Source organism: Bradyrhizobium sp. Arg237L, assembly GCF_029990105.1.
Taxonomy (GTDB): Bacteria; Pseudomonadota; Alphaproteobacteria; order Rhizobiales; family Xanthobacteraceae; genus Bradyrhizobium.
On the sequence record NZ_JAQMIL010000077.1, the window covers coordinates 18,026 to 42,760 of the forward strand.

A 24,735-nucleotide genomic window follows, 5' to 3' on the forward strand; every position below is an offset into this window, starting at 1 on the left:
GGAATGGTAGTCGTTGACGAATAATTGCCAGGAATAGTCGGCGGCTCCAAATATCGCGATGTGCCGCGGCGCACACGAAGCACTAAGCGCCGCGTCCGTAGAGGAGGCCGCGACCGAAGACTCTCTTATAGTCACCGCGCCCGTGCTCCCGCATACAGAGCGAGAGGATGAGGAGGCAGAAGCCAATCATGGAACTGGACGCACTGCCATGACTAATCCTCCGAACCGACGCCCATCGGGAAGTTCACGGCGAATAACTTCGAGAAGACGATAGGCACCGTAGCAAAAATGAAACGATATCGTGAAGCCGGACTGAATTCGTAGGAACTTGAATGCGGTAAGTCCAGACGTTGCTCAGTCGTTTTCCCGAGTCTGTCTGTTCCAGCTAGCCACGCCGCGTGTCAGGCACGCGCTTTTTTGCGTTACGGCACCTCCGAACGGCGACAGGCGCGCTTTCCTACCGGGAGATGTATGCGGCAGCCAAAGAACACTTCTTGGATCGAAAACTGAAGAAGGCGACAGATGAAAACTACGTTCGCCATCGGGCGTCGTCGATTAAATGGATAACTAGAAAGAATTTTGGGCCGGGTACCCAAGAACAAGCGCGACGACTTTCTCGGCCCGCATTTCGCAGGGACGCAAAGAGTCCTCGCCCGACCTCAGCCGGTAAAGGTTGAAGCTGACGACGTCGTCGCCGGCGAGCGCTCGCGCCTACAGGCTGGTCCGCTTTCCATCGCGAGGCTTCCGCACGGTGACGCGGTACCGCAGCCCATCGTGCATGCCTTCGCCGTAGCGCTCGGTACGGGGAGCGCCGATTCAAAGTTCTGTTCCAGCAGTGTCAGACCCGTCGCCTGGGCCAATGAATTGGCCCGGCAGATTGAAGCACGTCCGGTGTCGATCCGCATGGCATCGTTTCGATAGCCGGAGGTAATTGGACGGTCGACCACCCGGTGCCTATCTTCAGTGCTGAGCAAAAAGGAGTACGGCGAATGCCGGCCTACAGGAAAAACCCCGACGCGGTCTCAAAGCTGACTCCCGAGCAGTACCGCGTCACGCAGACTGACGGGACAGAGCGCCCCTTCGCCAACGAATACTGGGACAACAAAGAGCCTGGCCTCTACGTCGACGTGGTTTCCGGCGAGCCGCTCTTCGCATCCTTCGACAAGTTCGACAGCGGGACGGGATGGCCGAGTTTCACGCGGCCTCTCGAGGCCGCGAATGTCGTCGAGAACGTGGACAGCTCGCACGGCATGACACGGACCGAGGTTCGCTCCAAGCACGGCGACAGCCACCTTGGCCACGTTTTCCCGGACGGGCCGCGCGACAAGGGCGGGTTGAGGTACTGCATGAACTCGGCCTCCTTGAGGTTCATCCACCGCGACCAGTTGGAGGGCGAGGGGTACGGCGAGTACGCAAAGCTCTTCGCAAAGCAGGAGGCTTGACGATGGCAGCGACTACAGAACGCGCGATCCTGGCAGGGGGGTGCTTCTGGGGAATGCAGCAGCTGGTGCGGCGCTTGCCCGGCGTTGTCTCGACGCGGGTTGGGTACTCGGGCGGCGACGTCAAGAATGCCACGTACCGCAACCATGGCACGCACGCAGAAGCGATCGAGATCACGTTCGATCCGAGTCAGACGAGCTTCCGCGACCTGTTGGAGTTCTTCTTCCAGATCCACGACCCGACGACGCCCAACCGGCAAGGAAACGACCGAGGCATAAGCTACAGGTCGGCGATTTTCTACACGAGCGAGGAACAACGCCACGTCGCTGAGGACACCATCGCCGACGTCGAGGCCTCAGGGCTGTGGCCGGGCAAGGTGGTGACCGAGCTCGCGCCCGCTGGCGATTTCTGGGAGGCCGAGCCAGAGCACCAGGATTACCTGGAACGCTACCCGAACGGCTACACCTGCCACTTCGTCCGTCCGCAGTGGAAGTTGCCGCGGAGGAACGCCGCCTGACGGCGACCGCGGTGTCTGTGGCCTGCGGCGCGCAGCCTCACGGCGTGTGCACCGTAAATCGTTTGCCAAGTGTCCTCGCCGCCCCGGCGAAGTCGCTCACAACGCGACAAGGTGGCGAGTTTGGACGGCCCGGACACAGCTTTGAGGTTCTCGACGTGAATATATCTAATTCGGCTGCAACCACTACTCGGTCGGCCGCAATTGGATATTCGTTCGTCTTCAATCGAAGGCAACGAAGATCGAACCGATCAAGACCCCAGACCAGGTTGGAGCGTGGAAGGGCCCTTCACCCGCAGGCTGGATGTCTGCGTGAGATGGCATCGTCCCGCTGTGCCGAAGCCGAGCTGATATGGGCCTGAGCACGATAAAGGCTTCTGGACGTGGCAGGCGAGCCGTTCTGGCGTATATCGCGAAGCCCTCGACAAGTTGATGACCACCCTGGACGTCACCTTTGTCACACTGTCGGAGTGCGCGCTTGCGGCGGGTGCGCACTTGGCGGTCGCCCGCACCAACGCCTCCACCATCCACTACTGTCTTCGAGGCGCCAGGAGTCATCCTCCTGGACGACGAAACGCCCATACGCCTGATGCCGCACACGCTGGTGATCGTCCCGTCTGGGCGGACAATGACAATCGCGGCGACGGAGCACCCGACCGCACCACGGGAACACCAGCAAGCACGGCCAACGGATATCCCGTCCTGCGTCACTAGGCGGTCGCGTGCTAGGAGCTCTCCTCTGTCATGGTGCATGGACTGAACGCGATGGACGACTATCTCGACCACGCCCAAGCGCTCGAGCGGACCAAGGGGTTTGAGCCTGGGAGGATACTTGGCGAGCGGCTCGCGCCCGACATGCTGACTTTCGGAGAACAGTTCTCCGTGAGCTGCAACAAGGTCGACGCACACATGGCGAAGTTGATACAGCACGACCCGCCAGCGCCCCGTAGCACCCCGATGATGTACCCGGCATCGAGACTCGCGGCTTCCTGCGAAACGTGCAGCCGGACGAGATTGCCGGCGCGCAGTCCCACACATACGAGCTAACGCCGCCCAGCCTGCGGATGGTTCGGCGGCGACGACTACATCCGGTACCTGGTGCTGCCCGGCTTCTTCTTCCACATCTCGCTTGCGCACGCGATCCTCAGGCACCTTGGAGCGAAGATTGCGAAGCGCGACTATCTTCGTAACCTCACTCAACAGAGCGGCGGTGACTACTCGTGAGAGACGAGCGCGGGGCGCGGCACGGACCGAGCCCTTCAAGGCAGGAAAGTAAGTTTAAGGGATGCCGCTAGTGAGCGAGTTGCGAGAGATCATCGGCGCGCTGCAAAGCGAAGCGAAATTCGAGGCTGCTGTAAGCGAGTTGGGAGCCGCGGGGATCGACCGCGCTGGCGTAAGCTTCCTGACGCAGGAGGAAATTGCAGCCTCCTGCGCAGGAGCCGTCGGCTGCGAGATCACGCAGCTGCCCCGCGTCGAGATCGGCTTGAGCGACGACCGGCGGCAGGTTCGCACACTTGCGACCTCGCTTGCGGCCACCGCCTTCCTGGCGGCGACTGGCGCAGCACCCGCGTCGGCCCTGCTGGCGGGATTGGCTTCTGCGGGTAGTGTCGGTGGGCTGGCAGCCTTGTTCGGCCAGAGCCACGAAGCCCACGTGCACGAGTGGTCCGAGAGCCAGATCCTCAACGGCGGCATCGTGTTGACCGGCCACCCCGCCAGTGCGAAGCAGTTCGAGGCCGCCGCTATTATGCGCCGGCGCCACGGAGGCAACGTCTTCGCCTCGCCATCAGCCTAGCAACGAGTCTCGCCCCCGATTCATCGTGGGCGCTAGCAGACGGATCAGTTCTTCTTCTCGGCAGTCCGCGGCTTCTGGAACGTAGGGGCCGACGGCGCCGCCAGTGCACGATGTGGTGAAATGCGACCGTTCGAGCAATGGAGGTAGAGCTGAGCCATGTTCCGCGTCCATGGTAGCTTCCTCTCAAAACCGCCAACAGCCAAGTTCATCCGCAAAATGGACCCGATGCCGAAGTTGGCTTAACCGTTTCTGCCATCGTTGCGTGAATAATGCTATACGCTATATTTCGCGCATCAGGCTTTAAGGCCTAGCCTTTTTGTCACGTCCGGCTCCGTTGTTAGCCGGATTAGACAGAGGCGAAAGATCTTCCAGACCATTAATTCTAATTGAGAAAGCTCACGCGCGGTTTAGAAGGCCTGACCAGGCGCAGGAGTGAGGCCCGCGGACTTGAATCGGATACGTATGGCATCGGATCGATTGCGGATCGGCACGCGCAAAAGCGCAATGGCGATCGCCCAGACTGAGGAGATCGCACGACGCCTGAAAGCCGTCGGCACCGAGGTCGAAATCGTCAAGTTCGAGACCACGGGCGATATCGACCAGGTTGGCAAGCTCTTGCCGCATGGCGGCAAAGGTGGGGCTTTCGTGGCGCAGATTCGCGAGGCGGTGCTCAACGGAAGGCTCCATGCCGTGATGCATTCGCTTAAGGACATGCCGGGCAATGAGGACACGCCCGGGCTTGTGATCGGCGCGACGCTCTCGCGCGATCCGCCCGGCGACGTCCTGGTGCTGCGGCCGGGCACCTCGGTCGACGAGCTCAAACGCACGCGTGGCAAAGGATTCCAGATCGGCACCAACTCCGTCCGCCGCGCGGCCTATGTGCGGCGGCTGTTTCCGGAGATCAAGGTTATCCATTTCCGCGGCGCCGCCGACAGCCGCGTGCGCAAGCTTGACCAGGGCGCAAAGCAGAAGCTGCCAGATGGTGGTGCGGTGGGGCCCGCGGATGCGCTGATCATGGCGCGCTCAGGCCTCGAGCGCGTCAGGCTTACGAGCCGGATCGCGTACGAATTTTCGATTGCCGAGATGCTGCCGGCAGTGGGGCAGGGGATCGTCGCAGTCGAATGCGCCGCGCGCGATTTCGAGACGCGCCGTATCCTGTCAGCGATCGACGACGCGACGACCCACACGTGCGCCGACGCCGAGCGCGAGGTGCTGTGGGTGCTCAACGGCCATTGTAACTCGCCGATCGCGGGATTTGCGGAAGTCATGGGCACGGAGATGCAGCTCGCCGCATCCGTGCTCGATCATGCGGGCAGTCGGATCATCGAGGCGTCGCGTGTTGGCCGAGCAAGCCGACCGCGCGAACTCGGCCGCGCAGTGGGAATGGAGCTGCTCGCCAGAGGCGCTGCCGAGATCATCGAGCGCGGCCGGCCGGTCTGATAGAGCGTCATTGCGGGGAACGCAGCGACGAAGCAATCAAGAGTCACAGGTGAGGCTCAGGATTGCTTCGTTTCGCTCGCAATTACGGCCGGACAACGACGAGCGCCAACCGCGGCTGGTGGCGGAATTTGCTTGGCTAATTCTCGACTAATTGGTTCGGCGCTTTGCCATCTCAGGTTACCCGAAGGACGTAAGAGAGCAGATAGATGCTCCGCGGGGCTCGGCATCGATGAAGTCCTCCCTCCTTGCAATTCCATCCGCAGATCGGTTCGCTCGGCGCAAAATGTGATACGCGATCTACGCGCGTCCTGATGCGAACACGCTCTAACCCCGCAACAGTGACCATCGAGGGATGATCCGCGCACCGGTAGTCTAAATGAATCGCCGCCGTTCACGTGCAGAGCGCGACATTGCCCTTGTAAAAGGCAGCCGCGAGTTCAAATGCGGACGCTCCGCAAGATTTGGTGATCGGCGCGCACTGCAACCTCGCAATGATCCACGGGCAGCTGACTTCAATCGCTCTCTCGATTTCAACACTTCTCCTTAGGGCTTCGGCCGCCTCGTAACTGATCACCGCCCATAACGCTTCCACCAAGGCGATACACGTCTACCTGTACTATCTTGTTGCCATCAGCCCGGTAGCGCTAGCCTGTGTGCTTGGGCTTGGTATTGCTCACCCTGCAGCAAAATTGCTGGCCGTCGTTACGGGGGTGGCGGCGTTTATTTTCACCGTGTTCACGGATCACAAGACGGGTGTAATCCGCATTTCGCCTACTCGCTCCATCTGGCCGTCGATGCACTCGTCGGTGTGGTCTATTTATCCGCCCGGAGCCATCGACCGAAAGACTTCGTCGTGCAGATAGAAGTGGTGGAAGAGAGCCGCGGCCGCATGCACGCCGGCAACCCAGAGGATGGCGTTGCCGAGGGTGGTGTGTATTTCCATGATCAACTGCCCCAGTCCATGCGCCTTCGCGATCTGGGGGGCGATGTCGAATCCGGGAAGGGTGACGGGAATCCCCTCTAGCCAGGTACCGAGCACCGCCGTTGCTGGAATCGCGATTAGGAGCGCATAAAGCGCGAACTGGACGAGCTTCGCGGCCACTGCCATCCATCGCGGCATCGGCTGCTTCGCGGGCGTGCTGTCGATCAGTCGCCATAGCAGCCGCAGCGCGACGACAATGAAGACAAGCAGCCCGAGCGTCTCGTGAATCCTGCGGAGCCCGTCCGCGCCGGCGGAATAGAGCGAATCGGGGTCGCCCTTGCTCAGCACATAGGCGGCGAGAACCAGGATGACGGTCAGCCAATGAAAGGCCTGGGCGCCGGCGCCGTAGCGAGAGGAAGTGCTGCGCAAACCGATTGTCTCCAATCTTAAGCCCGCCGCAGCGGTTGATGAACGGTGGCGGCGCGTCGCCAGAGATTTGAGCGCTTGGTAAGTTGGCCGGTTCCCCGGGGCGCCTAACTTTACCCTGGAAGTGCATAACCAGTCCTTATCGGTAGCATTCCCAATCTTCATTTCAGCATGTGCTCGCACTCTGGGATGGTTACATCCTGGATGCGAGACACTTCGCTCTCAACGAAAAGTCCGACGAGATGGCTCGGTGACCTGGAAACTCTCATGAGTCATCTTCAGCAATGATGTGTTCCGCAAAACCTGCGAGACCAAATTGGCGATGGCGATAAGTGCACAGGGCGAAAGAGTTGAGGAAGAGCAAAAACGCGACCTTGGCTCTTCTCGGCGCGAGAAGCCGAGAAGAACTTGCAAAGGCGCTTCTCGGGATCGCTCTTCAGCGGTTACGAGCGTCAGGTGGGGCTGTGCTATTCAACGAGAACGGTCAGTTCGTACCGTTCGCCACGTCGAACTGGGCTGAGAACCCTGTGAGGGGTGTTCGGTTTTGCTCCTCCTGGTTTGCGTTGGACCTTGGGGCGCTTGAGCATGCTGCAAGAATGCCCGATCCCATTTCGATGAACGAAGTTCTTTTCAGGTTCGGTGGCATCGAGCTTTCCGTCCTGTGGATACCTCTAAGGTATCGAGGGGACAGAGTGGGTCTGATCTACCTCGAAGCGGATCGAGGCGGGAGCTTCGAAGCAACCTCCATCGAAAGCTTCAGCGCCATCGCAATCCAGGCTGCTGCGGTTCTGGCCAACCTTCGATTAACCGATGATCTCGCGCGAGAAATACGGCTAAGGCGGCACGCAGAGGCAAGTCGCGACGAACTTCATGATTCCATGCGTCGGCATCAATGCACAGGAAAGATAGGTGATTTCAAGTTCAACCCCACGAGGGGAGCGTCAAGCGGTTCAAGGGAGTTTTTTCGAATATTCGGTGTCTCATCCGAGGTAGAGAAGTTCGATCTGGAAATCTGGATCGGCAAACTGCATCCGGACGATCGAGCTCGTGTCAAACGCGTCACCTCCATTGCCGTCGCGACCGGGAGCACTCTTCAGCTGGAATACCCGATCAAAAAAGATGGTAGGGTGCATCACGTCTACTCGGAAGGTTATCTGGAGACGAACGGGGATGGATATGTCCTGTATCAGGGAAACGTCATCGACATTACAGAAAGGAAGGCCGCTAAAAGGTTGTTTGCTGAAACTCAGGCCGAGCTTTCGACCGCTTCGCGCCTGGCGGCTTTGGGCGAGCTCGCCGGCTCGATCGTGCACGAGGTGAATCAACCACTGACCGCGCTGATAACCAGCGCGGAGGCCTGCTGCCGTTAGCGGTCAACATGTCCAATGGAGATGTCCGAGATGGTCGAAGCCGCTAACCAGGTCGTAAACAAAGGAAAGCGGGATATTGCGATCGTGGGTGGATTGGAAGTGCTGGCCAAGGGGGCGCAGGCAAACCTTAGCTTCATCAGGATCGACGGCGTCATTTTGGAAGTATTAGGCATGTTGCGTGACGAATTGGAGAAGTCATCCATTTACGTGCGTGCCGATATCGATGAAGGGTTGCCGGAGTTGAAGGGAGATCGCTTACAGCTACAGCAGGTTGTTTTCAACCTGCTGCGAAACGGCATCGATGCGATGAAGAACGTGCACGGCCGGCTACGAAGGCTGGAAATATCGTGCCGTGCCGACGACGTCGAAATGTTAACGGTATTTCGCCATTGCGATGGTGGCTCAGGAACAACCACAAACGATATGAATCGTTTGTTCGATCCATTCTTCACCACAAGAGACTCTGGAATGAGTTCAGGCTTATTCATAAGCCGGCGCATCATAGAGGCGCATCGTGGACGGATCTGGGCAGAAAGGAATGAGGATTCCGGCCTGACTATCCGGTTAGCGCTGCCGCTATGAGGAAGAGCCGGGAGCGCTCAGGGCGCGCTACAGTGTTTCCGTCTGTTTACGAAGTAGGCAGCTAGGGGTCCCAGCTGCGAACAACATCACCGTCTGCCGTTCAGGATAGTCCAGTCGAAGTGAACCAATCTAATGACGGGTGATTATGAAGTGTGTTTGTCTACCTCAAGTGCGGGCACCGAGTGTAATCGGTTCACCTCCGATCCGTATAAGCGTCGACTGAGCCTGCGGCTAGATGGGAGCGGCGGCCGGATCACTAGAGTTGTCGGGTATGCAGCCCCTCGATTGAGCAGCCGTGTAACCTCGGTCGCGATCATTGATGACGATGATGGCATCTGTGCAGTACGCGGAGCGCTCGTGCGGTATGACGGGTTGACGTGCGTTTCGGTGGAGCTGTTTCTTTCTTCGAGGTCGACAGCGAGGCTGTCGATCATCACCCGGATGTTGGGTTGCCTGGCGTGAAGGGATGGGACACGACCGACATTCTTACACGTGCCGCGCCCAGTCGAGGGCGATACCTTGAGGCAACTGATACGGCTTATTGTGATCGAAGGGACCCGAGTTACTCAACGCGTGCGCGAGCCGAACGCCATGGCCGCGTTCGAAAGCACCAGGCGATGGGCGGATGGCACGCAGATTGTGAAGGAGTTCAGCGCGCTGAAGACGGGCGCAGGATGCGATCCGGGTACAGTTTGTTGCAAAGGTGGATTCGGAGAGGGTGTCCTCGAGACGGGACGTGTCGGGTGGGCATGATGAAAGGATGCCAAGAGGTTTGCGCGAGCGCAAAGAAACCGGGTGTATTTCACGGTTGGTCACGGGCCGACCCCTTACGACAAAACCGCCATGCCAAGCGAAAAGCGAAAGTGCGAAGCGTCCAGCATCAATCTTGCATCGGATACAGACTATGTCACGCGTATATATCGGACTAGTTGAATGAGTGAGAAAAACGACAAGAGAACCAGAAAATGACATCGCCCCAAGACGGCTGGATGGGCAAGATTGCTCAAGAACATGCTTCCGGAGGCACGAATACAGAGCATTTCTACGCCGATCTGAAGCCATTCGACAACTTCTCGCAACTGACGAATTTCGATCGCTATCTTTCCCTGCCGGACGATTGGTTCATCGGGATAGCCGATGTTGTCCAATCGACTCGGGCGATCGAGACCGGTCGATACAAGGCTGTCAACACAGTAGGTGCTGCGGTGCTGGTCGCCATAACCAACGCGTTGCCTAAACTCCGCTTTCCTTATGTTTTTGGCGGCGACGGAGCGACCGTAGCCATTCCGGGCAAGTATCTCGATGAAGTGCGGTATGAATTGGCGCGAACTGCGGCTTGGGCCGAAGATTTTCTCGATCTTGTGCTTCGAGTCACGATCGTTCCCGTTTCCGAAATCCGCGCAGCCGGTCACGATGTCCGTGTCGCGCGATATGCCGCATCCGAGAACGTCTCGTACGCCATGTTCACCGGGGGTGGCGTTGCGTGGGCGGAGACGCAGCTAAAGAAAGGGGAATTCGCGATACGCCGCGCACCGTTGGGTGCCAAGCCTAATCTATCAGGGCTCTATTGCGGGTTCGGCCCAATCCCTACCGAGCAGGGGATCATTCTGTCTATTATTGCCTCGCCGATCGAAGAGCGAGGGTCGTATACGGCGTTGGTGGCAGATGTTTTGGCCCTGATTGAATTGTCGTCGCGCCGTTCGGGACATCCGTTGCCCGAGGGCGGTCCGCTACCCAGCTGGCTCGGAGGCGAGATCCAGAGATTGCTTAGTAGGGGCTCCCGACGCGCGAACCTCCTGACGGCCGCCGCAGATGCATTACGAGCAATCAAGACGCGAATCGTTCTTGCAGCGGGCATTCGCATGGGCCGATTCGAACCCTTCAAGTATCGACGAGAGATCTGGCAGAATACGGACTTCAGGAAGTTCGATGATGGACTGAAAATGACGGTGGATTGTTCGCCGGAAATCGCAGATGCTATCGAAGCTCGACTGGTTTCCGGCCAGCGTTCTCGCGTTTGTTTGGCGGGTACACATCGTCAGAAAAGCGCACATCTCACCTGTTACGTTCCTTCAAACATTCAGTCCGATCACGTCCACTTCGTTGACGGGGCCGATGGAGGCTATGCCGCGGCAGCGGCCAAACAAAAAGCGGCGAGGCTGCCGCGCGGCGCCAATGGTCGCCATAGAGCGAACAGGAGCATCAGAGCGGGCGAGCGGCCGCACGGTGATTGAGATCGGAAAGGATTGTCGCGTCATTGTCGACGCCGAGGTCGATACGGCCGCGCTGGCGCAGCTGCTCGCCGTTCTGATGATTCGGGCCATCCGCAGGTTAACTGCGTGCTGCTGATCGCCACTAGTATGCGTCCGACACCAAACAAGAACGTGGGGTTAGTTGTTCGATTGGTTGACGAACCAATGATCGCAACACCGGGATTGAGCGGGATGTCGGGCGCACTTCGCCCAGTCTGGGCGAAGCCTACGCCAGGGACCGTCATGAGAGCGCCGCCCGGTTTCATCCGATTTTACCGGTTGGGAACTTCCTCATCAAACTTTCCTTGCTGCTGGAACGTCAACGCGTCGGGGTTCGTGCGAAAGCCAGCTCGCCATTGCGCCGGTCTCAAACCCGATACGTTCAGCATTTGGTGCACGCTTGCGAGGCAGTTCAGTCAATGCGCCCGGCTTGGAGTTAGCTTTGCCTTCGAACGGTACCCGCCCGCTATAGTCGATCCCGTATGCTGAAGTTTCCTTTTGCGAGACGTCGAGCCCGACGTACCGCGTCATGGTAGCGCTGCGTATCGGTTGATTGCGAGAGCTCGACGATAATAGGATGACCTTAGTCCAGAATCGTCGATCGCAATTACGTCATCGCTCCCAAATTCTGCATGCCGAACGACACCGTCGTGCGAAAGCCGCACATCCAAGACGGGATGACGGATGACGGCTTCGGATATCGCTGGAAAGCTTGGCGCGCGTCGATGTGGTTGCCCAACAGCTCCTGGAGACGCTCCTAGAGCCTGACTGCCAGGATCGAGGTTGGAAGACGAAGTCGACCCGCGTCGGATCCTGGGAATAAGGGAAAGATCGTCGGAGCGAAGCCGCTACGTCACCCGAAACACGTCTGGTCTATCCGCACAAAGCTTCAGGTGGAGGTCGGCTTCGAGGCAGTGCTCGGTTCAATCTCGCCATCGACAGTAAGCTCGCTGGCGCTCAACGCCCGTGGTTCGCAGACGTCAAAACCGGTTAGGCCGGTCAGGTCATTCGACTGCGCTGATACGTGGCAAAGGGTTCCATTCAGATGCACCAACGGCATCGAAACGATAATCGATTGTAATTGGCGAAGTTGCCGCGGATGCATTGTATTACGCGTGAGGCACGCCACCGACTTTGCTGATGATGCAATTGGGCACTAGCCGTTGGCAACCAGTCTCGCAAGAGCTTTCGACCCACACATCCGGGGCTGTCGATTTCAGGAGATCGGAAACTTGAAGGTCGCTTTCATCGCCTACGCCAATCCCACCAATTTTCTGCACATTGCCGCGAGGCTGCTGCCGTGGCTGTGGGGCTTGACGGCGTTAGCCTTTGCGCTCGGCCTCTTCGGTACGTTCACGGCACCACCCGACTACCAGCAGGGCGAGATGGTGCGCATCATGTACATTCACGTTCCGGCTGCCTGGGTGGCGATGCTGGCCTATACGCTGATGGCGGTTTCGGCGGTCGGCTCGTTGGTTTGGCGCCATCCGCTTGCGAATGCGGCGCAGAAGGCTGCCGGGCCGCTCGGTGCCGCCTTCACTTTTATTTGCCTTGTCACCGGCTCCCTCTGGGGCAAGCCGATGTGGGGCACGTACTGGGTGTGGGACGCCCGGCTTACTTCCGTGCTGGTTCTTTTCCTGATCTATCTCGGTCTGATCGGACTCTGGCAGACAATCGAGGACGCCAGCAGGGCCGCGCGGGCTGCATCGATCATGACGCTGGTCGGGTTCATCAATATTCCTATCGTCAAATTTTCGGTCGACTGGTGGAATACCCTCCATCAGCCAGCTTCCGTGTTCCGGATTGAAGGCTCGACGATCGCCGGCCCGATGCTTTGGCCACTGCTCGTCATGTCGCTTGCATACACGCTTCTATTCGCGACGCTCCACGTTATGGCGATCCGCAACGAAATCATGCGGCGCCGTGCTCAGCGGCTTGCGATCACGCTGGCGGCCGTTGGCGAATCCGCTGGGGCCCGAATGCAATCGGTCGAAGCGGTTTTCTGAGGGTGCGATGGCTCAGCATGGCGGGTTCATCGTGGCGGCTTATCTGGTGACGGGCACGGTCCTGATCGGGGCGATCGCGGCCGTTCTCTTCGACTATCGGCATCAGATCCATGCGCTGGCTCGCCTTGCACCAGGCCGTCTCGGCAATCGCTCATGAGCGACACTCCTACCTCGAAATTCCTCTCGCCCGATGTCGCGGCCACTCGGCACCACCTGGTCCGCATTATGGCGGCGGTCCCGCTTCTGGTCTTCATTGGAATTGCCACACTGCTCGAAGTGCGGCTCGGTGTCGACAACCCGTCGCTCGTGCCTTCGGCCATGATCGGCAGGCCGGTGCCGCAATTCGCGTTGGCGCCGCTCGAAGGGCTCGCCACGCCCGGGCCGCCCGGCCTGTCGAGCGCCGACCTGAAGGCAGGACATGTGACGCTTGTGAACGTATTCGCGTCCTGGTGCGTCGAATGTCATAACGAGCACGAGGCGCTCATGGCCTTGTCGCGCGACCCGGCGCTGCGGCAGCACGGGGTAAAGCTTATCGGCATCATCTACAAGGACGACCCAGGGAGCGCGCGGAGCTATCTCAACGCCAAGGGGAATCCATTCGCACAGGTCGGCATTGACCCGTCCGGCAGGACCGGTATTGATTTCGGGGTCTATGGCGTCCCCGAGACCTACGTAGTCAAAGGAAATGGTACCATCGCCTCCAAGCTGGTGGGCGGCATCTCGGACGCGACCCGTCCCGCTTTGATGGCGGCAATCGCAAGCGCGCAACGGCCATGACGGCTACCTTGCCAAGTCTCGATCCATATAGGTCCAAAAAGTATGATCTTGTCTTTACGCGCGGCGTCGCTGGCTTGCGCCACCGGCTGGCAATCGATCAGCTCGAAGGAGCTACACTGCAGCAGCATTTTGGTCGTGGAGAATGGCGAACGTACCATGTTTTGCAAGGTCACGCGTTTGCGGACGTCGGCGGTGAAGGACCTTGAGACATGCTTTGGCTTGCCTTCGCAATGATGACGGCCGCGGTCTCGCTGGCGCTGCTCCGGCCGCTCTCGGCGCGGCAAGAAGAGCGTAACCCACGCGCTTCTGACATCGCTTTCTATCGAAGCCTATTGGTTGAAGCGGATGATGATGTCCGCCGAGGCTTAGTCGCGGCTGAGGATGCCGCAGCGGCGCGAGCCGAAATTGCGCGCCGGCTGCTCGCCTCCGTCGACTCCGTGCCGAAGGATCGGCCGCATGCATCGGCGGGACCGAGGCGCATCTGCGCCGTTCTGGCGGTTGTTGTGGTGCTGCCGTTTATCGCGCTGGCGCTTTATCTTAGGGTGGGCGCGCCTAACCAACTTGACATGCCGGCATCCCGCCGGACGGGTGCGGAGTTCAACCTCACGGCCGTAATCCCCAAGATCGGAGCGCATCAGGCGGCCCACCCCAACGACGGACACGGCTTCCAGGCGATCGCGGTCGAGCTAGACGGCAGCACAGAAAAAGCGAGGCAACTCTGGGAGGTGCTACGAGCGGATTCGCTATCCAACGCGCCGTGGACGGATGCTGTACATCCGCATTTGGCTGCTGTTGCCGGAGCGCCGCGGCCGGGCGTGGAGGCCGCGCGGTCCGGCCTAGACAGGACTGGCGTTGCGGCGCCGCCTCCAGAACAGAGGACAGAGGCGACCACTGGGATGGTGGAGGGACTCGCTGAGAAGCCCGCGAAGGGCGATCACGATCTTGACGGGTGGCTGCGATTGATCGATCAGGGCCTACGCGGTCATGTGTAAGCAAGAGAAGATCGAGGAGGCCGTGGCAAATGCGCGGGCTAGGCATTCGGGCAACATGAAGCGTTGGCACGCTTGATGGGCTCGTCAAATAGCTCGGGCTGAAAGGATAAATTTTGGCAAGAAAGAAAAGGCGCCTCCTCTTGATCGGCGCGGCCGGCATAACTTTGGCGATCGCGATAAGTCTCGTACTCTTTGCGCTACGCGACAGCATCGTCTTCTTCTACGGGCCGACCGAAATGGCCGAGAAAGCGCCGCGGCTGGGAACCCGGCTGCGCATCGGCGGGCTGGTGGAGCAGGGCTCACTGATCCATGAGGGGCCGTCGACCGTCACTTTCGCGGTGACCGACCTTAAGAAGCACATCAAGGTCGTCTACACAGGATTGCTACCCGATCTCTTCCGGGAAGGGCAGGGTGTCGTGGCCGAGGGCACGGTGGAAGGCCCAAGCCTCTTTCATGCCGACACTGTGCTCGCCAAACATGACGAGCGCTACATGCCCAAGGACGTTGCGGACGGGCTCAAACGGCACGGCATTTGGCGTGACGGCGAGAAATCCGCGCAGAGACAATAGAGTTGCCGTTTATGGTTCACATCAGCCTCCAGGAGTGACCGGGTGATCGTCGAAACTGGACATTATGCGCTCGCCCTCGCCTTGGCGGTCGCGCTGCTGCAGTCGGTTCTGCCGATCTGGGGTACTCGCCGCGGCGATCTCGGCCTCGCCTGCACTGCGGTGCCTGCCGCGATTATCCAATTTGCGCTGGTGGCCTATGCCTTTGCGGCGCTGACCTACGCTCATGTGGTGTCCGACTTCAGTCTCGTAACGGTCGTCGAGAATTCGCACACCACCAAGCCGCTCGTCTACAAGATCGCGGGCGTCTGGGGCAATCATGAAGGCTCTATGCTGCTCTGGGTCTTAATCCTGGCTATCTTCGGAGCCGCGGTGGCGAGCTTTGGCCGCGGCATGGCAGATGAACTGCGGGCCAATACGCTGGCGGTCCAGGGCTGGATCGCGTTTGCCTTCCTGCTCTTCATTCTGCTCACATCCGACCCCTTCGCGCGCCGATTTCCCGCACCCTTTGAGGGGCAAGACCTCAATCCGTTGCTTCAGGACCCTGGCCTCGCGATACATCCGCCGCTGCTCTATCTCGGCTATGTCGGCTTCTCGATTGTGTTCTCCTTCGCGGCGGCGGCGCTGATTAGCGGCCGCGTCGATGGCGCCTGGGCCCGATACATTCGACCATGGGCGCTGATCGCTTGGAGTTTCCTGACGCTCGGCATCGCGATGGGTTCCTACTGGGCCTATTACACCCTGGGCTGGGGTGGATTTTGGTTCTGGGACCCGGTCGAGAATGCCTCATTGATGCCCTGGCTCGCTGGCACGGCGCTGCTGCATTCTGCGGCCGTCATGGAAAAGAGAGACGCGCTCAAGATCTGGACCATCTTCCTCGCGATCCTCACCTTCTCGCTTTCGCTGCTCGGCACGTTCCTGGTCCGCTCGGGCGTGCTTACCTCGGTGCACTCCTTCGCCAGCGACCCATCACGCGGCCTCTTCATCCTCGCGATCCTTATCCTATTTATCGGCGGGTCGCTCGTTCTCTACGCTTGGCGCGCTCCGGCCTTGCGACCCGGCGGCCTGTTCGCGCCTGTGTCTCGGGAAGGTGCGCTCGTGATCAACAACCTAATGCTAACCATCTGTTGCGCCATCGTGCTCACCGGTACCCTTTACCCTCTGGTGCTTGAGACCTTGACCGGCGACAAGATCTCGGTCGGCGCGCCTTTTTTCAATCTGACCTTCGGCCCGTTGGTCATCCCTATCCTGCTACTAATGCCGATCGGCCAGTCGCTTGCCTGGAAGCGCGGCGACTTTCTGGGCGCCGCGCAACGGGTGATGGTTGCGGCAATGGCGGGCGTGGCGCTTTCACTAGTTCTGGCTGCGGCCCTGCGCGGCGGTCCGGTCCTCGCCCCGATAGGTGTGGGCTTGGCGGTCTATCTGATCGTCGGATCGTCCAACGAATTAGTGTCGCGAACCTGGGGCAGAGGGCAGCCCTGGCGCGTGACTTTGGCCCGCGCGACTGGGCTTCCGCGTTCGGCTTGGGGCACGGCTATCGCCCACGCGGGGCTCGGCGTGACATTGTTGGGGCTCGCCGCAACCGGTTGGGGCGTGGAGCGGATTGCGGCGGTCAAGCCGGGGCAGACGGTCGATCTCGGACCCTATCAAGCCACCATAGTCAAGCTTGAGGAGCGACAGGGCCCCAACTATTTCGAAACAGGGGTACGTGCGATTATCAGCCAGAATGGGTCGACGGTGACGACGATTGAACCGGCCAAGCGCACGTTTCCGGTGCGCCAGACTACGATAACGGAAGCCGGCATCGTGACCCTAGGTTTCGGGCAGGTCTACATTTCGCTCGGGGACCAGCATCCGGATGGTTCGATCGATGCCCACATGTTCTGGAAGCCGCTCGTTACGACAATCTGGATTGGCGCTATCGTGATGGCGATCGGAGGAATTGTGTCATTGTCCGATCGGCGTCTCAGGATCGGCTTTGCGCGTCGGGCCATTCACGGCCGCCTCACTGATCCTGTAGCGCCGCAGCCCGCAGAATGACCGCGCTCCGTCGCTTTTTCCTTCTTTTGGTTGTGTTCGCGGGGCTCGCGCCCGGTCTGGCGAGCGCGGTGCAGCCCGACGAGATCCTAGCCGATTCAAAGCTCGAAGCGCGCGCGCGGGGAATTTCCGTTGGGCTGCGCTGTCTTGTCTGTCAGAACCAGTCGATCGACGATTCGAGCGCGGAGCTTGCGCGGGATCTCCGGCTACTGGTTCGCGAACGTCTGAAAGCGGGCGACAGCGACGCGCAGGTGCGCGATTTCCTGGTACGGCGCTATGGAGATTTCATCCTGTTGAAACCGCCATTCGACTCGGAAACCGCCCTACTCTGGGGCACGCCGGCCCTCCTGTTTGCGGTAGGCGCGATCGCGCTTCTTCTCGGACTCCGCCGCCGCAGGCAGTCCACGCCGCCTGATCCGCTGAGCCAAGCCGAGTGCGACCGGCTGGCGTCGGTATTGAACGCCGATATTCCCTCTGAGTGATTTTGGCATTAGTCGGATCGTTTTATCTTGCGAGATGCACGTGCCGAGGTATTTTACCTCTTCGCTTCAATGCTCGACTCGAACGGTGGCGTTAGTCGCATCGCGCCGCAGATAGCCACATATTGGAGCGGTTTACTGACGTGATCCGCTTCGGAACGAACTTATTTCCACCGCTTGAATCCTTTATTCCCCCGCCCCGCGAAGCGCGGCGGCTGCAGCGATCGGGGCGAGCGCGAAGGACGCGAGACCAAGCGCACAGAGGATCAGAAACGGCGTTAGGAATGGCACCGTGCCACTCGCCGCCGCCGAGGCCGCCGAGACGCTAAAGATCATCACTGGCACCGCCAGCGGTACGACGAGAATCGAGAGCAGAAGGCCGCCGCGTCGCAACGTGACGGTAAGGGCTGCGCCGATCGCGCCCAGAAAAGTTAAAGCTGGTGTGCCTACTAGCAGGCTCACGGTCACTCCCCCGAGCGCCGGGCCATCCAGGGCCAACATCAGGCCGAACAGAGGAGAGAGGATCACCAGCGGCAGCCCTGTGACGCACCAGTGAGCTAGGCACTTTACCAGGACAACGAGTTCTAGAGGTGCCGGTGACAGAAGCATCTGGTCCAGCGAACCATCCTCGTGGTCGGCTTGGAACAACCGGTCAAGGCCTAGCAGGGTCGCCAGGAATGCTCCAAGCCACAGGATGGCCGGACCGATTCGCGATAGCAGGTTCAAGTCGGGTCCGATCGCGAAGGGCACGATCGTGACGAGACCGAGGAAGAAGATTATCGCGAGCGACCCTCCGCCGCCGATGCGGCGCGATAGCACGAGATCGCGGTAAAAGACGGCAAGAAGAGTCTCTGTCATGGCCCCCATCCGCCGCCGCCACAGCGGCGTGACCGTCTCCCTTGAAGAAAAGGATCGGCCCTGCCTTGTTTCTCGTTCCGGGACGCATGGAAGCGGAGCAGGCGGGTAGGGCGCCACGGCACTCCCCTCATTGCGCTTCAAGCCTCAGTTCGAGGGTCCCTGGCAGACCGAGTGGTTCATGGGTCGCCGCAAGCACCAAACCGCCGCGTTCAAGATGATCGGCCACAATACCCATCAGCATGACACGTGCGGCCCGGTCGAGTGCGGTCAATGGCTCATCGAGCAGCCATAGAGGGCGGTCGGCGACCAGGAGCCGGGCCAAGGCGACGCGGCGGCGCTGACCTGCCGAAAGATAGCCGACCGGCAGGTCGACAACATGGGCGAGCTCGACGCGGTCGAGCGCCTCCCGAGGGGTCAGTTGGGCTTGCCCTGAAAGTGTCAGACCGAATTGGAGGTTTTCGCGAGCGGTCAGCGCGGACTTCAACCCGTCGAGGTGACCCACGTAGTGGACGCGCTCTGCGAGAGGCGCCGGATCCTTGGCTCCCCACTCGTTCCACGACGCGCAGCCGGACGTCAGGGGTAAGAAGCCGGCGATCGCACGCAGCAGGGTTGATTTGCCCACGCCATTTGAGCCCGTTACTTCGCCAAACTGTCCGGTGTCCAGCCGTAACGATACGCCACGGAGTACTGTGCGCCCACCGCGCACGACCCAAAGGTCCGCGACTAGGAGATGGCAGGATTGTGTGTGGCTCATTTTCGCTTTCAGTCAGCTATGTCCCGCGCCGCTCGCGTTTTTTAGAACGCTCCCCCTGCTTGCCTCTCGCTCGCCGCGGCGCGGCACGAGCCCAGGTTGGCATCACATCGCGTGAGAGACTCGACTTTGCGACACGGGTGCCAGACGTGAGGCCATAGTTGGGCTGATGACCCGACCTCGTCGATGGCGGAACTTCGGTGGCTCGGCCCAGCTCGCCTCTCGGCCCAACCATCGGAGCGCCCTGTTCACATGTGGCCGAGCACCCCGCTGTCGAGGACCCAGCTCGCCCCGGGATACGGCTCAATCGAAAGCCAGAGTATCCCAGGTCTCCACGAGCGCGGCCGTTAGTTTGGCTATGTGTGCCGCCCCGTGGAAGGGCGAGGGCGTGATGCGCAGACGCTCCGTGCCGCGTGGGACAGTAGGGTAGTTGATCGGCTGGATGTAGATGGCGTGGCGCTCAAGCAGGTGATCAGCAGCTGCCTTGCACCGCTCTGCATTACCGACCATCACCGGCACGATGTGAGTGTCGGTGGCGAGCACCGGCAGACCGGCGGCCTTGAGCGCGGCCTTCGTTGCAGCGGCCTGTCGCTGGTGTGCCTTGCGCTCGGCATTCGAGTGTTTGAGGTAGCGCACGGAAGTGAGGGCAGCGGCGGCAACCGCAGGCGGCAGGGCCGTGGTGAAGATGAAGCCCGAGGCGAAGCTGCGTACCGCATCGCAGATTGTCGGCGAGGCCGCGATGTAGCCCCCGATGCAGCCGAAGCCTTTGGCGAGGGTGCCCTCGATTACATCCACGCGGTGCATCACCCCGTCGCGCTCGCCGATCCCGCCGCCGCGGGGGCCGTAAAGGCCGACCGCGTGGACCTCGTCGAGATAAGTCATCGCGCCGTACTGATCCGCAAGGTCACAGATCCTGCCGATAGGTGCAACGTCGCCGTCCATGGAGTAGACGGACTCGAACACGATGAGCTTGGGGCGGTCGCCCGCCTCGTGTAGCAAGGCCTCAAGATGGCCGTGATCGTTGTGGCGAAATATCCTCTTCTCGCAGCCCGATTGACGGATGCCTTCGATTATCGAGTTGTGGTTGAAGGCGTCGGACAGGATCAAGCAGTTCGGGATCAACTTGGCGATCGTCGAGATGCCGGCCTGGTTCGAGACGTAGCCCGAGGTGAAGACGAGGCTCGCCTCCTTGCCGTGCAAGTCGGCGAGCTCGCGCTCAAGGTCCACCAGTGGTGAGTTATTTCCCGCGATGTTGCGCGTGCCGCCGGCGCCGACGCCGCAGCACCGGGCAGTCTCGATCATTGCGGCCACGACCTCAGGCCGCTGCCCCATGCCGAGGTAGTCATTGGAGCACCAGACCGTGATCTCGGTGATCATCCCGTCGGGCCGGCGCCACTTGGCGACCGGGAAGCGGCCAGAAATGCGCTCGATGTCGGTGAAAACACGGTAGCGCCGCTCATCGTGCAGGCGATCGAGGGCCTTGCGGAAGTGGCGCTCGTACGCTTGGTCCGCGCCCTTCGTGTCCTCCGGACTGGACGCGACCCTCGCGGGCAAGTGCAAGGCTGGCGCTCCTTGCCCCGACATCGCGCCCAGGCACGGACATGCTTTGCCGGCGCGCGCGCGAGTTTGAAGTCTCGCCAGCAATTCCACTCCTCTAACGTGATCTCTCATCGTTGTCAGGCCCTAAAGCTGAAGCCCCGGTTGTTCATGGCTCATTATCTTTCAGGCCCTCTCGTCTTGCACAAGTTATTGTTTGTATGCCCTCTGATTATCGCTATGTGCATCGGCTAAATGCGAGTTTTGGTGTGAACTTGAGAAGCCAAGTAACGCGAGGACTAGGTGTTTAGCCCCGGCATTTGCTGGAGCGGATTGAGTTTGAATCGTTCGGGCTGGGAAGTCCAGCATTTGCAGATGTATTCGTTAGGTGTGAGGCCCTTCAGGGTCTTCAGCCGCCGAGCGTAGTTGCCCAGTGTCCGATTAGAAATAATAGCTTCACAAATCGCTGACTTACGTTTCACGAACCCCCGCGCAACTTGCTTTGATTTATGAACGACAGTGACGACTGTCGCAGCGCTATTCTCCGCCGCTATGAAAACTATACGCACCGGCTATTGGAAAATTTCGTCCCTCGCTGCGATCGATGGTTATCGTTGTCGCAGATTTTATCGAGCGACGCGCAGTGCAACCTGCGACGGATATTACTCAATTGCATGAAGCAGAAATGCACGGCTCGAAGCAAAACGTGGCACCAGTGATCAACGAGGCTGGCCGAGGCGGAACGCGCCAGCTGGCTTTCATGTCCGCCGTGGCGTCCCTGGTGGCCTCATTTGCTGCGGCGGCCGCTCCGATCCCCCTGTACAACATCTACCGGGCGGAGGACGGGTTCACCAATGCCGGCATCTCGATGGCTGTGGTCGCCTACGCCGTCGGCACCATCGCCGCACTGTTGGTGCTGGGGCGACTGTCCAATCATCTGGGCCGCCGGCTCACTGCGATCACTAGCCTCGGCCTGCTCCTGCTGGGCTGTCTGCTGTTGCTGAATGTGCACGACATCGACATGCTTCTGGCCGGTCGGTTCCTGGTGGGCGTCGGTACCGGGTTGGCCAGCAGCAGCCTGACCTCCTACATCGTCGACGCCGCCCCCAGCAGGCCAGAATGGTTGGCCTCCGTCGCCTCCAGCCAAGGACCGATGCTCGGCCTCACTGTCGGTGCCATCACCTCCGGCGCCTTGGTCCAGTTCGGCCCCTGGCCACGCGACCTCATCTACCTGGTTTGCGTCGGCTTCCTATTACTGTCTGCTGCACTTATCGCCATCAGCCCGGAAACAGCAACTCCGACGCCGGGCGTTTGGCGATCGCTGTTGCCCCGGGTGAGCGTACCGGCCCAGGTCAGGCATCTGCTCCCTGTCGCGGCAGCGGTGTTCTTGGCCACCTGGTCAACCGGCGCCTTCTACCAAGCCTTCGTGCCTGCGCTGGTCGAAGATCAACTCCACACCGGCAGCCCGCTCATCCTCGGATTGGTGTTCGCCGCCTATATGGCCCCCAGCGTTCTCGGTGCTCCCATTGGCGGCCGATTCACATCCGCGATAGCCCAACGCGTCGGCATGATCACCTTCTTGGCCGGAATGATCGGCATCATCACAGCGATCAACGCCGGCACACTGGCGTTATTCATCATCGCAACCATAGTCGCCGGCGCCGGCCAAGGCATCGCTATCACTGCCGCCACCCGTGGGCTGCTGCACGGCAGCACGCTAGCCGACCGGGCACCGATATTCAGCGCGATCTATCTCCTCTGCTACAGCAGCGCCACCTTCCCCAGCCTCATCTCCGGCAAGCTTTCCAACACCTTCTCGCTACCGCAGATCGCGTTCGGATACGGGGTACTTGCCCTCGGCACCCCCCTGTTCACTGTCCTCTCCGCACGCAACCCGCACACTGACAAGGCCGGAAACAACACCTGCGACAGCTCGTCGACCCCCACGGTCGTGCTCGGCGTCAAGGAATCTACTCGATGAGCACGCAAGAGCGACACCGTTATCAAATGTGTCCGGTGCTCGATGCGCCACGGGTCGGAACAAGCGTGTACCGAGGCCGGATCGTTTCCTGCTTTTTGGCTTCGCCTGCGGGCCAGCTCAGCACGCATCCAGGTGGAAGATTCGGCCATGTCCCGGCCCAGCTCGGCCTGCTCATCTAAGAGGAAGAAAGTGACGCTCGATCATTCGATTTTCACGCGCTGGCCGGCGCAGTACCCTGATCGGTTGCAACTCTTTTCCGCCCCGACGCCCAATGGGGTGAAGGTCGGCATCATGCTTGAGGAAACGAGCCTAACCTACGAGCCGCACCGGATCGACATCATCGCGAACGAAAGCCACGACCCGGCCTTTCTCGCGCTCAACCCCAACGGCAAGATTCCCGCAATCTACGACCCCGACGGGCCGAGCGGCACGCCGCTCGCGCTGTTCGAATCAGGCGCGATCCTCCTCTATCTTGCCGACAAGACGGGACAATTTATCTCGGCCGATCCGAACACTCGCTACGAAACGATCCAGTGGGTGATGTGGCAGATGGGCGGAGTCGGGCCGATGTTTGGCCAGGTCGGCTTCTTCAACAAATTCGCCGGCAAGGCCTATGAGGACAAGCGCCCGCGCGACCGCTACGCGACCGAATCGGCGCGGCTGCTCGGTGTCCTCGACGAACGGCTCGCGGGCCGCGACTGGGTGATGGGCGTCGACTACAGCATCGCCGATATTTCGCTGCTCGGCTGGGTGCGCAACCTCATCGGCTTTTACGAAGCACGCGAGCTCGTCGGCTTCGACCGCTTTCTTCATGTGAAGGCGTGGCTCGACCGCGGCCTGGCGCGTCCGGCAGTGCAGCGCGGGCTGCACGTGTAAGCAGGCTAGAGAGGGTTCGCGAAGAACGAAGCGAGGATATCTATGATTGAAATCACTGCCGACATGGAGGCGATCATCAAGCAGGCGATACTGTCGTTCGTCGCGACAGTCAACGAGGACGGAACGCCCAATCTTTCGCCGAAGGCGTCTTTGACGGTCACAAACGGCGTTCTCTACTTCGCGGATATCGCATCACCGCGGACGATACTGAACTTGAAGCGCAATCCCGCCGTCGAAATTAACGTAGTCGACATCTTCCAGAGGCGCGGTTATCGATTCAAGGGCCGTGCGTTGATACTGCCGCCAGACGATGACGAGTCTTTGATGATCGCCAACTGGGTTCGGGCGACGAATGGTCTAGAGTATCCTGTCGATCACGTTGTCAAAATCGAAACCACTTCGATCACCCCGTTGCTGTCTCCAGCCCATGTCTTTGCCCACCCTCCTCGAAGTCAGGACGAAATCAGGAGCACCTACTACCAAAAGTACGGTGTGAAACCCATCGGGGCATAGGTGCAGGGTCCGCGAAAAACGAAGACCGACCTATAGGCAGAAGGAGAAAGCCCATGAAGATCCGAACCATCATCGCCGCCACCTGCGCCGCCCTCGCCGTCTCGATGGCCGGCCCCATCCACGCCCATGATAGCGAAGCGCAAACCGTCACGAAGAACTTCGAGGCGGCCATTCCCAATATCCCTGGCAAGTCGCTGATCGTCGTGGAGGTCGATTACGCGCCCGGCGCGGCCTCCCCGTCCCACACCCACGCGAAGTCGGCTTTCATCTACGCCTATGTGATCTCGGGTGCGATCGAGTCGAAGGTGAATGACGGCGAGACGCGCATCTATCGGGCGGGTGAGAGCTGGTCCGAACCGCCGGGTGCGAGCCATTCGATCAGCCGCAACGCGAGCAAGACCGAGCCGGCGAAGCTGCTCGCTGTCTTCGTCCTCGATACCAATGACCGCACGCTGACGACACCCGTCAAATAAACCTTCAGACGCATTGAGAGGAACGAGGGTCTTCCGTCGCGAGGCGGAGGGGGTCCTCATCCCGCCGAATTTTATCCTGCAACGCCTCAATGGCGACGGTAGGAACTCCCGTGGGCGCGCGCCGCCCGAGAAGTTTTCTTTCCTGGCTTTCT

22 protein-coding genes and 1 pseudogene are annotated in these 24,735 nt (G+C 60.4%); 18 read left to right on the plus strand and 5 right to left on the minus strand.

Features of this window, described 5'->3' with window-relative positions; genetic code table 11:
• Positions 1 to 989 precede the first annotated feature (989 nt).
• The 4 genes from msrB to hemC all read left to right on the plus strand — a co-directional run bounded on the left by msrB (position 990) and on the right by hemC (position 5,186).
• The gene (gene msrB, locus OZ411_RS34560; protein WP_282531512.1) at positions 990 to 1,442 is read left to right on the plus strand and encodes a peptide-methionine (R)-S-oxide reductase MsrB; all 453 of its coding nucleotides are present in this window, start codon (positions 990 to 992) and stop codon (positions 1,440 to 1,442) included.
• A 2-nt stretch (positions 1,443 to 1,444) separates the two neighbouring features.
• Positions 1,445 to 1,957: a peptide-methionine (S)-S-oxide reductase MsrA gene (gene msrA, locus OZ411_RS34565; RefSeq protein ID WP_282531513.1), complete on the plus strand. Its 513-nt coding sequence runs from the start codon at positions 1,445 to 1,447 to the stop codon at positions 1,955 to 1,957.
• Positions 1,958 to 3,248: 1,291 nt separating this feature from the next.
• The gene (locus OZ411_RS34570) at positions 3,249 to 3,746 is read left to right on the plus strand and encodes a hypothetical protein (RefSeq protein WP_282531514.1); all 498 of its coding nucleotides are present in this window, start codon (positions 3,249 to 3,251) and stop codon (positions 3,744 to 3,746) included.
• A 462-nt stretch (positions 3,747 to 4,208) separates the two neighbouring features.
• On the plus strand, positions 4,209 to 5,186 hold the full coding sequence (gene hemC / locus OZ411_RS34575; RefSeq protein WP_282531515.1) for a hydroxymethylbilane synthase: 978 nt from the start codon (positions 4,209 to 4,211) through the stop codon (positions 5,184 to 5,186).
• Positions 5,187 to 6,003: 817 nt separating this feature from the next.
• On the opposite strand, the gene OZ411_RS34580 is transcribed toward hemC, so the two are convergent.
• The gene (locus OZ411_RS34580; RefSeq protein WP_282531516.1) at positions 6,004 to 6,537 is read right to left on the minus strand and encodes a cytochrome b; all 534 of its coding nucleotides are present in this window, start codon (positions 6,535 to 6,537) and stop codon (positions 6,004 to 6,006) included.
• Positions 6,538 to 6,884: 347 nt separating this feature from the next.
• Here OZ411_RS34580 and OZ411_RS34585 point away from each other — a divergent pair, with 347 nt between their 5' ends.
• The 10 genes from OZ411_RS34585 to OZ411_RS34630 all read left to right on the plus strand — a co-directional run bounded on the left by OZ411_RS34585 (position 6,885) and on the right by OZ411_RS34630 (position 17,598).
• Positions 6,885 to 7,904: a PAS domain-containing protein gene (locus OZ411_RS34585; protein WP_282531517.1), complete on the plus strand. Its 1,020-nt coding sequence runs from the start codon at positions 6,885 to 6,887 to the stop codon at positions 7,902 to 7,904.
• A gap of 30 nt (positions 7,905 to 7,934) precedes the next feature.
• Complete coding sequence (locus OZ411_RS34590; RefSeq protein WP_282531518.1) at positions 7,935 to 8,486, plus strand: ATP-binding protein; 552 nt, start codon at positions 7,935 to 7,937, stop codon at positions 8,484 to 8,486.
• Positions 8,487 to 9,451: 965 nt separating this feature from the next.
• Entirely contained in the window at positions 9,452 to 10,720 is a 1,269-nt protein-coding gene (locus OZ411_RS34595; protein WP_282531519.1) for a DUF3095 domain-containing protein, read from the plus strand.
• A gap of 1,250 nt (positions 10,721 to 11,970) precedes the next feature.
• Positions 11,971 to 12,744, plus strand: coding sequence for a heme ABC transporter permease (locus OZ411_RS34600; protein ID WP_282531520.1), 774 nt, complete (start codon positions 11,971 to 11,973; stop codon positions 12,742 to 12,744).
• A 7-nt stretch (positions 12,745 to 12,751) separates the two neighbouring features.
• On the plus strand, positions 12,752 to 12,901 hold the full coding sequence (ccmD, locus tag OZ411_RS34605) for a heme exporter protein CcmD (RefSeq protein ID WP_282531521.1): 150 nt from the start codon (positions 12,752 to 12,754) through the stop codon (positions 12,899 to 12,901).
• Entirely contained in the window at positions 12,898 to 13,521 is a 624-nt protein-coding gene (locus OZ411_RS34610; protein WP_282531522.1) for a DsbE family thiol:disulfide interchange protein, read from the plus strand. Before ccmD ends, OZ411_RS34610 begins: the two co-directional genes overlap by 4 nt.
• 209 nt (positions 13,522 to 13,730) lie before the next feature.
• On the plus strand, positions 13,731 to 14,513 hold the full coding sequence (gene ccmI / locus OZ411_RS34615) for a c-type cytochrome biogenesis protein CcmI (protein WP_282531523.1): 783 nt from the start codon (positions 13,731 to 13,733) through the stop codon (positions 14,511 to 14,513).
• 113 nt (positions 14,514 to 14,626) lie between these two features.
• On the plus strand, positions 14,627 to 15,082 hold the full coding sequence (gene ccmE / locus OZ411_RS34620; protein ID WP_282531524.1) for a cytochrome c maturation protein CcmE: 456 nt from the start codon (positions 14,627 to 14,629) through the stop codon (positions 15,080 to 15,082).
• A 42-nt stretch (positions 15,083 to 15,124) separates the two neighbouring features.
• Entirely contained in the window at positions 15,125 to 17,119 is a 1,995-nt protein-coding gene (locus OZ411_RS34625; protein ID WP_282531525.1) for a heme lyase CcmF/NrfE family subunit, read from the plus strand.
• Complete coding sequence (locus OZ411_RS34630) at positions 17,116 to 17,598, plus strand: cytochrome c-type biogenesis protein (protein ID WP_282531526.1); 483 nt, start codon at positions 17,116 to 17,118, stop codon at positions 17,596 to 17,598. The genes OZ411_RS34625 and OZ411_RS34630 overlap by 4 nt, the downstream gene beginning before the upstream one ends.
• 183 nt (positions 17,599 to 17,781) lie before the next feature.
• Here the strand turns inward: OZ411_RS34630 and ccmB are convergent, their stop codons facing one another.
• From ccmB to OZ411_RS34650, 4 genes and pseudogenes are all read right to left on the minus strand, one after another.
• Positions 17,782 to 18,453, minus strand: coding sequence for a heme exporter protein CcmB (gene ccmB / locus OZ411_RS34635; RefSeq protein WP_282531527.1), 672 nt, complete (start codon positions 18,451 to 18,453; stop codon positions 17,782 to 17,784).
• Between the two features lie 127 nt (positions 18,454 to 18,580).
• Complete coding sequence (gene ccmA, locus OZ411_RS34640; protein ID WP_282531528.1) at positions 18,581 to 19,207, minus strand: heme ABC exporter ATP-binding protein CcmA; 627 nt, start codon at positions 19,205 to 19,207, stop codon at positions 18,581 to 18,583.
• 300 nt (positions 19,208 to 19,507) lie between these two features.
• On the minus strand, positions 19,508 to 20,764 hold the full coding sequence (gene hemA / locus OZ411_RS34645; RefSeq protein WP_282531529.1) for a 5-aminolevulinate synthase: 1,257 nt from the start codon (positions 20,762 to 20,764) through the stop codon (positions 19,508 to 19,510).
• A gap of 275 nt (positions 20,765 to 21,039) precedes the next feature.
• A pseudogene (locus tag OZ411_RS34650) lies at positions 21,040 to 21,168 on the minus strand (IS481 family transposase); the annotation flags it as partial.
• A gap of 176 nt (positions 21,169 to 21,344) precedes the next feature.
• Here OZ411_RS34650 and OZ411_RS34655 point away from each other — a divergent pair.
• The 4 genes from OZ411_RS34655 (at position 21,345) to OZ411_RS34670 (ending at position 24,583) form a co-directional block, all read left to right on the plus strand.
• Positions 21,345 to 22,721 (plus strand): MFS transporter, encoded by a 1,377-nt coding sequence (locus OZ411_RS34655; protein ID WP_282531530.1) that lies wholly within the window; start codon positions 21,345 to 21,347, stop codon positions 22,719 to 22,721.
• A gap of 189 nt (positions 22,722 to 22,910) precedes the next feature.
• On the plus strand, positions 22,911 to 23,597 hold the full coding sequence (locus OZ411_RS34660) for a glutathione S-transferase N-terminal domain-containing protein (RefSeq protein ID WP_282531531.1): 687 nt from the start codon (positions 22,911 to 22,913) through the stop codon (positions 23,595 to 23,597).
• 42 nt (positions 23,598 to 23,639) lie between these two features.
• Complete coding sequence (locus OZ411_RS34665) at positions 23,640 to 24,110, plus strand: pyridoxamine 5'-phosphate oxidase family protein (protein ID WP_282531532.1); 471 nt, start codon at positions 23,640 to 23,642, stop codon at positions 24,108 to 24,110.
• Positions 24,111 to 24,163: 53 nt separating this feature from the next.
• Positions 24,164 to 24,583 (plus strand): cupin domain-containing protein, encoded by a 420-nt coding sequence (locus tag OZ411_RS34670; protein WP_282531533.1) that lies wholly within the window; start codon positions 24,164 to 24,166, stop codon positions 24,581 to 24,583.
• The last annotated feature ends 152 nt before the right edge of the window (positions 24,584 to 24,735 follow it).